We start from the raw sequence: 6346 nt of genomic DNA, 5'->3' as shown, positions 1-6346 counted from the left end.
CCAGACATTGAAAATCAAAAATTGTTTTTGATGCTCGATGCTGTGAGTGCCCACACAGATTGCTTGATTCAAATTGTTAAAGAGCGACGCAACAGTGTGTTGCTGCGGGAGTGGAATTCTACTCAACCGCCTTCTCGAGTCAAGCCTTATTTTCAAAGGCTTTTCGAGGTTACCGACGAGGTTGTTTGCGTTGCCGCTTGCCCTGTCGATGGAGGCGCATTATAGGGAGTGAATTCTTTCTGGCAACCCCTCATCGGCAATAAAATTGCAAAAAAGGCCACTTTTTTAGTTATTCATCTCCAACCACAGCTTTTATACAAACTTATCCACAGAAACAGCCTCCAGGTTGCTAGAATGGCCGAAAACAAGGAGGCCGAGATGGACTTGCGACTGAGACCCTACAAGGGAAAACGCCCACAACTGGGCAAACGGGTGTATGTAGACCCCTGTGCAACACTGGTGGGAGATATCGAACTGGCCGACGACGTTCGAATGAAATGAGCAGACAATTCACCATTTCGCCAGGTTCAGGAACAACTCTTACTTTCTATATCTATATAGAAGAAGTCGAATAATGAGTTGAGGCAGTTGAGGCAGTTGAGGCAGTTGAGGCAGTTGAGGCACTTGAGGCAGTTGAGGCAGTTGAGGCAGTTGAGGCAGTTGAGGCAGTTGAGGCAGTTGAGGCAGTATCAGAATTCATTAAAAGAAAAGCCGGGACAAGCCCGGCTTTTTCTTTATCACTCAGCAGCTGCTTCAGCAGCGGCCGGGCGGTCTACCAGCTCAATATAAGCCATAGGGGCGTTGTCGCCTGCACGGAAACCGCATTTCAGAATGCGAGTATAACCGCCGGCGCGCTCCAGGTAGCGCGGGCCCAGTTCATTGAACAGCTTAGCCACGATCGCGTTATCGCGAGTACGGGCAAATGCCAGGCGACGATTAGCAACGCTATCAGTCTTGGCAAGGGTGATCAGCGGTTCAACTACACGACGCAGCTCTTTTGCCTTAGGCAGAGTCGTCTTGATGATCTCATGACGAACCAGGGAGCTGGCCATGTTGCGGAACATAGCCTGACGATGGCTGCTGTTCCGGTTCAGTTGACGACCACTCAAACGATGGCGCATGACCTTATCCTTCTAACTAAATCTGTGAAACCCGTAATCTGGATTACTCGTCAGCGATGCTGGCGGGCGGCCAGTTCTCAAGGCGCATGCCAAGAGACAGACCACGGGAGGCCAACACGTCCTTGATCTCAGTCAGGGACTTCTTACCGAGGTTAGGAGTCTTAAGCAACTCAACTTCGGTACGCTGTACCAGATCACCAATATAGTGGATAGCTTCTGCCTTCAGACAGTTCGCAGAACGAACTGTCAGCTCCAAATCATCGACAGGACGTAGCAGAATCGGATCAAACTCGGGTTTCTCTTCTTTCTTCTCGGGCACGCTGACATCGCGCAGATCCACGAAGGCTTCCAGTTGCTCGGCCAAGATAGTGGCAGAACGACGGATGGCTTCTTCAGGATCCAGGGTACCATTGGTCTCCATGTCGATGACCAGCTTGTCCAAGTCGGTACGCTGTTCCACACGTGCTGCCTCAACATTGTAGGCAATACGAACGATGGGGCTGAACGCGGAGTCCAGCAGCAGGCGACCAATAGGACGCTCTTCGTCATCGTTGTGAACACGAGCAGAAGCAGGCACATAACCACGACCGCGCTGAACTTTCAGGCGCATGCTGATTTCAGCATTGGCACCAGTCAGATGGCAGATTACGTGCTCCGGGTTTACGATCTCGACTTCATCACCGTGAGTGATATCACCAGCGGTAACGGGGCCTGTTCCAGACTTGGTCAGGGACAGAGTTACCTCGTCCTTGCCTTCCAGCTTCACAGCGATACCTTTCAGGTTGAGCAGGATTTCAAGAATGTCTTCCTGTACACCTTCTTTGCTGCTGTACTCATGCAGTACCCCGTCAATTTCGACTTCAGTAACTGCACAACCGGGCATAGATGACAGCAAAATACGACGCAGGGCGTTGCCCAGCGTGTGACCAAAGCCACGCTCGAGTGGCTCAAGAGTCACTTTCGCATGAGTCGGGCTAACTTGCTCGATGTCAACTAGCCGCGGTTTAAGAAAATCTGTTACAGAACCCAGCATTGTGTCCTCTCTTTAGAAGCTAGCTTTACTTGGAGTAAAGCTCGACGATCAGCTGTTCGTTAATGTCGGCAGACAGGTCGGAACGCTCTGGCAGACGCTTGAAAGCACCTTCCATTTTAGCGGCGTCAACCTCTACCCAAGTCGGCTTCTCACGCTGACCAGCAACTTCCAGGGAAGCTTTGATACGCGCTTGCTTCTTAGCCTTCTCACGAACGCAGATCACGTCCTCAGGGGAAACCTGGAAAGAAGGAATGTTCACAACGCGACCGTTAACCATGATGGCCTTGTGGCTCACCAGCTGACGAGATTCAGCACGGGTAGCGCCGAAGCCCATACGGTAAACAACGTTGTCCAAACGACCTTCCAGCAGCTGCAACAGGTTTTCACCGGTGTTACCCTTTTGACGGGCAGCGTCGCGGTAGTAGTTGCGGAACTGTTTTTCCAATACGCCGTAGATACGACGAACTTTTTGTTTCTCGCGCAGCTGAACACCGTAGTCGGACAGACGCGCTTTACGCGCACCGTGCTGACCAGGGGCGGTGTCAATCTTGCACTTAGAATCAATCGCACGAACACCTGACTTCAGGAAGAGGTCGGTGCCCTCACGACGGCTAAGCTTAAGCTTAGGACCGATATATCTTGCCATCTTCTTTCTCCAACAATCCTAGACCAAGTAGCTACAGCGTTATACGCGGCGCTTCTTGGGAGGACGACAACCGTTGTGCGGGATCGGAGTCACATCAGTAATGTTAGTGATGCGGAAACCAGCCGCGTTCAGGGCGCGGATGGAAGACTCACGACCGGGACCCGGACCTTTGACCATGACTTCCAGGTTCTTGACGCCATATTCTTTGGCCATCTCACCAGCGCGCTCGGCAGCTACCTGAGCAGCGAACGGGGTGGACTTACGAGAACCACGGAAACCGGAACCACCAGAAGTAGCCCAAGACAGAGCATTGCCCTGACGGTCAGTAATGGTCACGATTGTGTTGTTGAAAGATGCATGAACGTGCGCAATACCGTCGCTCACTTGCTTTTTAACGCGCTTGCGAGCACGAGTCGGAGTTTTAGCCATTTTCTACCTTCCCGTTACTTCTTGATAGCCTTGCGCGGACCCTTACGGGTACGAGCGTTGGTCTTGGTACGTTGACCACGAACAGGCAGGCTACGACGGTGACGCAAACCACGGTAGCAACCCAGATCCATCAATCGCTTGATGTTCATGGAAATCTGACGACGCAGGTCACCTTCAACGGTGAATTTACCTACTTGTTCACGCAGACTCTCGATCTGAGCTTCGTCCAGGTCTTTAATTTTCACATTCTCAGCGATACCGGCTGCGGCACAGATGGCCTTGGAGCGGGTACGACCGACGCCATAAATAGCAGTCAAAGCGATGACTGCATGCTTATGGTCAGGAATGTTAATGCCAGCGATACGGGCCACTATTCACTCCTACATATAGTAGATTACGACCACCACAAAGCCCGTGAGCGGATACGTGGCGGTCAACCAATACACAACAAAAGTTGGCTGGCTATATTAGCCAGCACAACTATTTGTTGCAAGTACTAACCGTAAAAAATTAGCCTTGGCGCTGTTTATGCTTTGGCTCGCTGCAAATCACACGCACCACACCGTGACGCTTGATGATTTTGCAGTTACGGCAGATTGCCTTAACGGAAGCACGAACTTTCATTGCTTAACTCCGTAACTACGCCGACCTTTAGCGGCCGTAGCCCTTCAGGTTGGCCTTCCTCAGGACGTCGCCATATTGATGAGACATCATATGGGTTTGTACCTGAGCCATGAAGTCCATGATAACTACCACGATAATCAGCAGCGAAGTGCCACCGAAGTAGAACTGTACGTTCCAGGCAGTCATCAAGAACTGGGGTACCAGACAGATAAAGGTTATATAGAGCGCACCTGCCAATGTCAGGCGAGTCATAACCTTATCGATGTAACGTGCTGTCTGCTCGCCCGGGCGAATCCCCGGGATAAAGGCTCCACTCTTCTTCAGATTATCTGCTGTCTCGCGGGGGTTGAACACCAGCGCGGTATAGAAGAAGCAGAAGAAGATAATGGCTGCTGCATACAGCATTTCGTAAAGCGGTTGACCCGGCTGCAGGACCATAGAGACCTGTTGCAGGATATCAGCTACTTTACCCTCGCCCTGACCAAACCAAGAGGTAATGGTCCCTGGGAAGAGGATGATACTGGATGCGAAAATCGCAGGAATCACACCAGCCATATTCACTTTCAACGGCAGGTGTGTGCTTTGCGCGGCAAATACCTGGCGGCCTTGTTGACGCTTGGCATAGTTAACGACGATACGACGCTGACCACGCTCCACGAACACCACAAAGTAAGTCACTGCGAAAACAATCAAGCCCAGCAACAACAACAGCAGGATGTGCAATTCCCCTTGACGTGCCTGTTCGGCCGTAGCGCCAATGGCATGCGGCAGACCAGCAACGATACCTGTGAAAATAATCAACGAGATACCATTACCAATCCCACGCTCGGTAATCTGTTCACCCAACCACATCAAAAACATGGTACCGGTGACCAGACTCACAACCGCTGTGAAATAGAAGCCTAGACCCGGATTAGTCACGAGTCCATGCATCATATTCGGCAGACCGGTTGCAATACCAATGGCCTGGAAAGTTCCCAAAACCAGCGTGCCCCAACGGGTATATTGGCTAATCTTGCGACGGCCGGATTCACCTTCTTTCTTGAGTTCAGCAAGAGCGGGGTGAACCACTGTCAGCAGCTGGATAATGATCGACGCCGAAATGTACGGCATGATCCCCAACGCAAGAATAGAAGCACGCGAGAGTGCACCACCACTGAACATGTTGAACATCTCAATGATGGTGCCCTTCTGTTGCTGGAACAACTCGGCCAGTACGGCGGCGTCAATACCAGGAATCGGCACATAAGAGCCTGCACGGAAAACGATAATCGCCCCGAGAACGAAGAGCAGACGGCTCTTCAGTTCACTCAGACCACCCTGTGCTTTAACATCCAATCCTGGTTTCTTAGCCATTGTACTGATTATTCCTCGATTTTACCGCCAGCGGCCTCGATGGCTGCGCGTGCACCTTTGGTGACGGACAGACCACGAACGGTCACAGCACGGTCAATGTTGCCTGACAGAACAACTTTAGCGAACACGATGTTCTTAGTAACAACACCGGCTTGCTTCAGAGTGCTCAGGTCGACCACATCACCTTCTACCAGGGCGATTTCGTTCAGACGCACTTCGGCAGAAACCAAAGATTTGCGAGAGAAGAAACCGAACTTCGGCAGACGGATTTTCAAAGGCATCTGGCCACCTTCGAAACCGTTGCGAACTTTGCCGCCACCGGAACGAGAGGTTTGGCCTTTAACACCACGACCACCAGTCTTGCCCAGGCCGGAGCCGATACCACGACCACGACGTTGTTTTTCAGGCTTGGAACCAGCGGCCGGAGACAGAGTGTTCAGACGCATGCTTAGCCCTCCACCTTAACCATGTAATAAACCTGGTTGATCATGCCGCGTACGCAAGGAGTATCTTCCAGCTCAACGGTGTGACCAATGCGACGCAGACCCAGACCACGCAGAGTCGCCTTGTGCTTTGGCAGACGGCCGATAGAGCTGCGAGTTTGAGTTACTTTTACAGTGTTAGCCATGTCGCATTACCCCAGAATTTCTTCAACGCGCAGACCACGCTTGGCAGCGATCTGTTCCGGTGATTGACCGTGAACCAGAGCGTCTACAGTAGCGCGAACAACGTTGATTGGGTTGGTGGAACCGTAGGTCTTGGCCAGCACGTTGTGGATACCGGCAACTTCCAGAACAGCACGCATGGCGCCGCCTGCAATGATACCAGTACCTTGGGAGGCCGGCTTCATGAACACGGTGGAGCCAGAGTGAACACCACGCACCGGGTGGTGCAGAGTGCCGTTGTTCAGCTCAACCTTGTTCAGGTTACGCTTAGCCTGTTCCATTGCTTTTTGAATAGCAGCCGGAACTTCACGGGCTTTACCGTAACCGTAACCTACACGGCCGTTACCATCACCCACCACGGTCAACGCGGTGAAGGACATGATACGACCACCTTTAACAGTTTTCGAAACACGGTTTACTGCAATGAGCTTTTCTTGCAGTTCGCCGGCTTGAGATTCGACTTTAGCCATCT

General features: G+C 51.8%; 11 protein-coding genes and 1 pseudogene. 2 read left to right on the top strand and 10 right to left on the bottom strand.

Features of this window, described 5'->3' with window-relative positions; all coding sequences use genetic code 11:
- On the top strand, positions 1-225 hold a 225-nt coding region (locus AB5Y73_RS13305; RefSeq protein WP_368147777.1), incomplete at its 5' end, for a hypothetical protein.
- Between the two features lie 153 nt (positions 226-378).
- Positions 379-486, top strand: a pseudogene (locus AB5Y73_RS13300) (gamma carbonic anhydrase family protein); the annotation flags it as partial.
- A gap of 251 nt (positions 487-737) precedes the next feature.
- Here AB5Y73_RS13300 and rplQ read toward each other — a convergent pair.
- The 10 genes from rplQ to rpsE form a co-directional block, all read right to left on the bottom strand.
- Positions 738-1121 carry a 50S ribosomal protein L17 gene (rplQ, locus tag AB5Y73_RS13295; protein ID WP_005307999.1) on the bottom strand — a complete coding sequence of 128 codons (384 nt, stop codon included), beginning with the start codon at positions 1119-1121 and terminating at the stop codon, positions 738-740.
- 43 nt (positions 1122-1164) lie between these two features.
- Positions 1165-2154, bottom strand: coding sequence for a DNA-directed RNA polymerase subunit alpha (rpoA, locus tag AB5Y73_RS13290; protein ID WP_005307997.1), 990 nt, complete (start codon positions 2152-2154; stop codon positions 1165-1167).
- A gap of 25 nt (positions 2155-2179) precedes the next feature.
- Positions 2180-2800 (bottom strand): 30S ribosomal protein S4, encoded by a 621-nt coding sequence (rpsD, locus tag AB5Y73_RS13285; protein WP_005340600.1) that lies wholly within the window; start codon positions 2798-2800, stop codon positions 2180-2182.
- Between the two features lie 39 nt (positions 2801-2839).
- On the bottom strand, positions 2840-3229 hold the full coding sequence (gene rpsK, locus AB5Y73_RS13280; protein WP_005307993.1) for a 30S ribosomal protein S11: 390 nt from the start codon (positions 3227-3229) through the stop codon (positions 2840-2842).
- Positions 3230-3243: 14 nt separating this feature from the next.
- A complete protein-coding gene (gene rpsM / locus AB5Y73_RS13275) occupies positions 3244-3600 on the bottom strand; it encodes a 30S ribosomal protein S13 (protein ID WP_005307991.1) in 357 nt (118 codons plus the stop codon).
- Positions 3601-3739: 139 nt separating this feature from the next.
- Positions 3740-3853 (bottom strand): 50S ribosomal protein L36, encoded by a 114-nt coding sequence (gene rpmJ, locus AB5Y73_RS13270; protein ID WP_005319705.1) that lies wholly within the window; start codon positions 3851-3853, stop codon positions 3740-3742.
- A 27-nt stretch (positions 3854-3880) separates the two neighbouring features.
- Positions 3881-5209 (bottom strand): preprotein translocase subunit SecY, encoded by a 1329-nt coding sequence (gene secY / locus AB5Y73_RS13265; protein WP_005340602.1) that lies wholly within the window; start codon positions 5207-5209, stop codon positions 3881-3883.
- An 8-nt stretch (positions 5210-5217) separates the two neighbouring features.
- On the bottom strand, positions 5218-5655 hold the full coding sequence (gene rplO / locus AB5Y73_RS13260) for a 50S ribosomal protein L15 (RefSeq protein WP_005340604.1): 438 nt from the start codon (positions 5653-5655) through the stop codon (positions 5218-5220).
- Between the two features lie 2 nt (positions 5656-5657).
- Positions 5658-5837, bottom strand: coding sequence for a 50S ribosomal protein L30 (gene rpmD / locus AB5Y73_RS13255; RefSeq protein ID WP_005307985.1), 180 nt, complete (start codon positions 5835-5837; stop codon positions 5658-5660).
- 6 nt (positions 5838-5843) lie between these two features.
- Positions 5844-6344: a 30S ribosomal protein S5 gene (rpsE, locus tag AB5Y73_RS13250; RefSeq protein ID WP_005340605.1), complete on the bottom strand. Its 501-nt coding sequence runs from the start codon at positions 6342-6344 to the stop codon at positions 5844-5846.
- Positions 6345-6346: the final 2 nt, after the last annotated feature.

It is taken from the genome of Aeromonas sp. s7(2024), assembly GCF_040907825.1.
Classification (GTDB): Bacteria; Pseudomonadota; Gammaproteobacteria; order Enterobacterales; family Aeromonadaceae; genus Aeromonas; species Aeromonas veronii.
Note: the sequence above shows the minus strand (reverse complement) of the source record. Positions and strands in the feature narration are given on the sequence as shown.

Bases quoted from the DNA above. Each gene is read 5' to 3' on its own strand.
- rplQ (WP_005307999.1), bottom strand. From the start codon at position 1,121: ATGCGCCATCGTTTGAGTGGTCGTCAACTGAACCGGAACAGCAGCCAT.
- rpoA (WP_005307997.1), bottom strand. From the start codon at position 2,154: ATGCTGGGTTCTGTAACAGATTTTCTTAAACCGCGGCTAGTTGACATC.
- rpsD (WP_005340600.1), bottom strand. From the start codon at position 2,800: ATGGCAAGATATATCGGTCCTAAGCTTAAGCTTAGCCGTCGTGAGGGC.
- rpsK (WP_005307993.1), bottom strand. From the start codon at position 3,229: ATGGCTAAAACTCCGACTCGTGCTCGCAAGCGCGTTAAAAAGCAAGTG.
- rpmJ (WP_005319705.1), bottom strand. From the start codon at position 3,853: ATGAAAGTTCGTGCTTCCGTTAAGGCAATCTGCCGTAACTGCAAAATC.
- secY (WP_005340602.1), bottom strand. From the start codon at position 5,209: ATGGCTAAGAAACCAGGATTGGATGTTAAAGCACAGGGTGGTCTGAGT.
- rplO (WP_005340604.1), bottom strand. From the start codon at position 5,655: ATGCGTCTGAACACTCTGTCTCCGGCCGCTGGTTCCAAGCCTGAAAAA.
- rpmD (WP_005307985.1), bottom strand. From the start codon at position 5,837: ATGGCTAACACTGTAAAAGTAACTCAAACTCGCAGCTCTATCGGCCGT.
- rpsE (WP_005340605.1), bottom strand. From the start codon at position 6,344: ATGGCTAAAGTCGAATCTCAAGCCGGCGAACTGCAAGAAAAGCTCATT.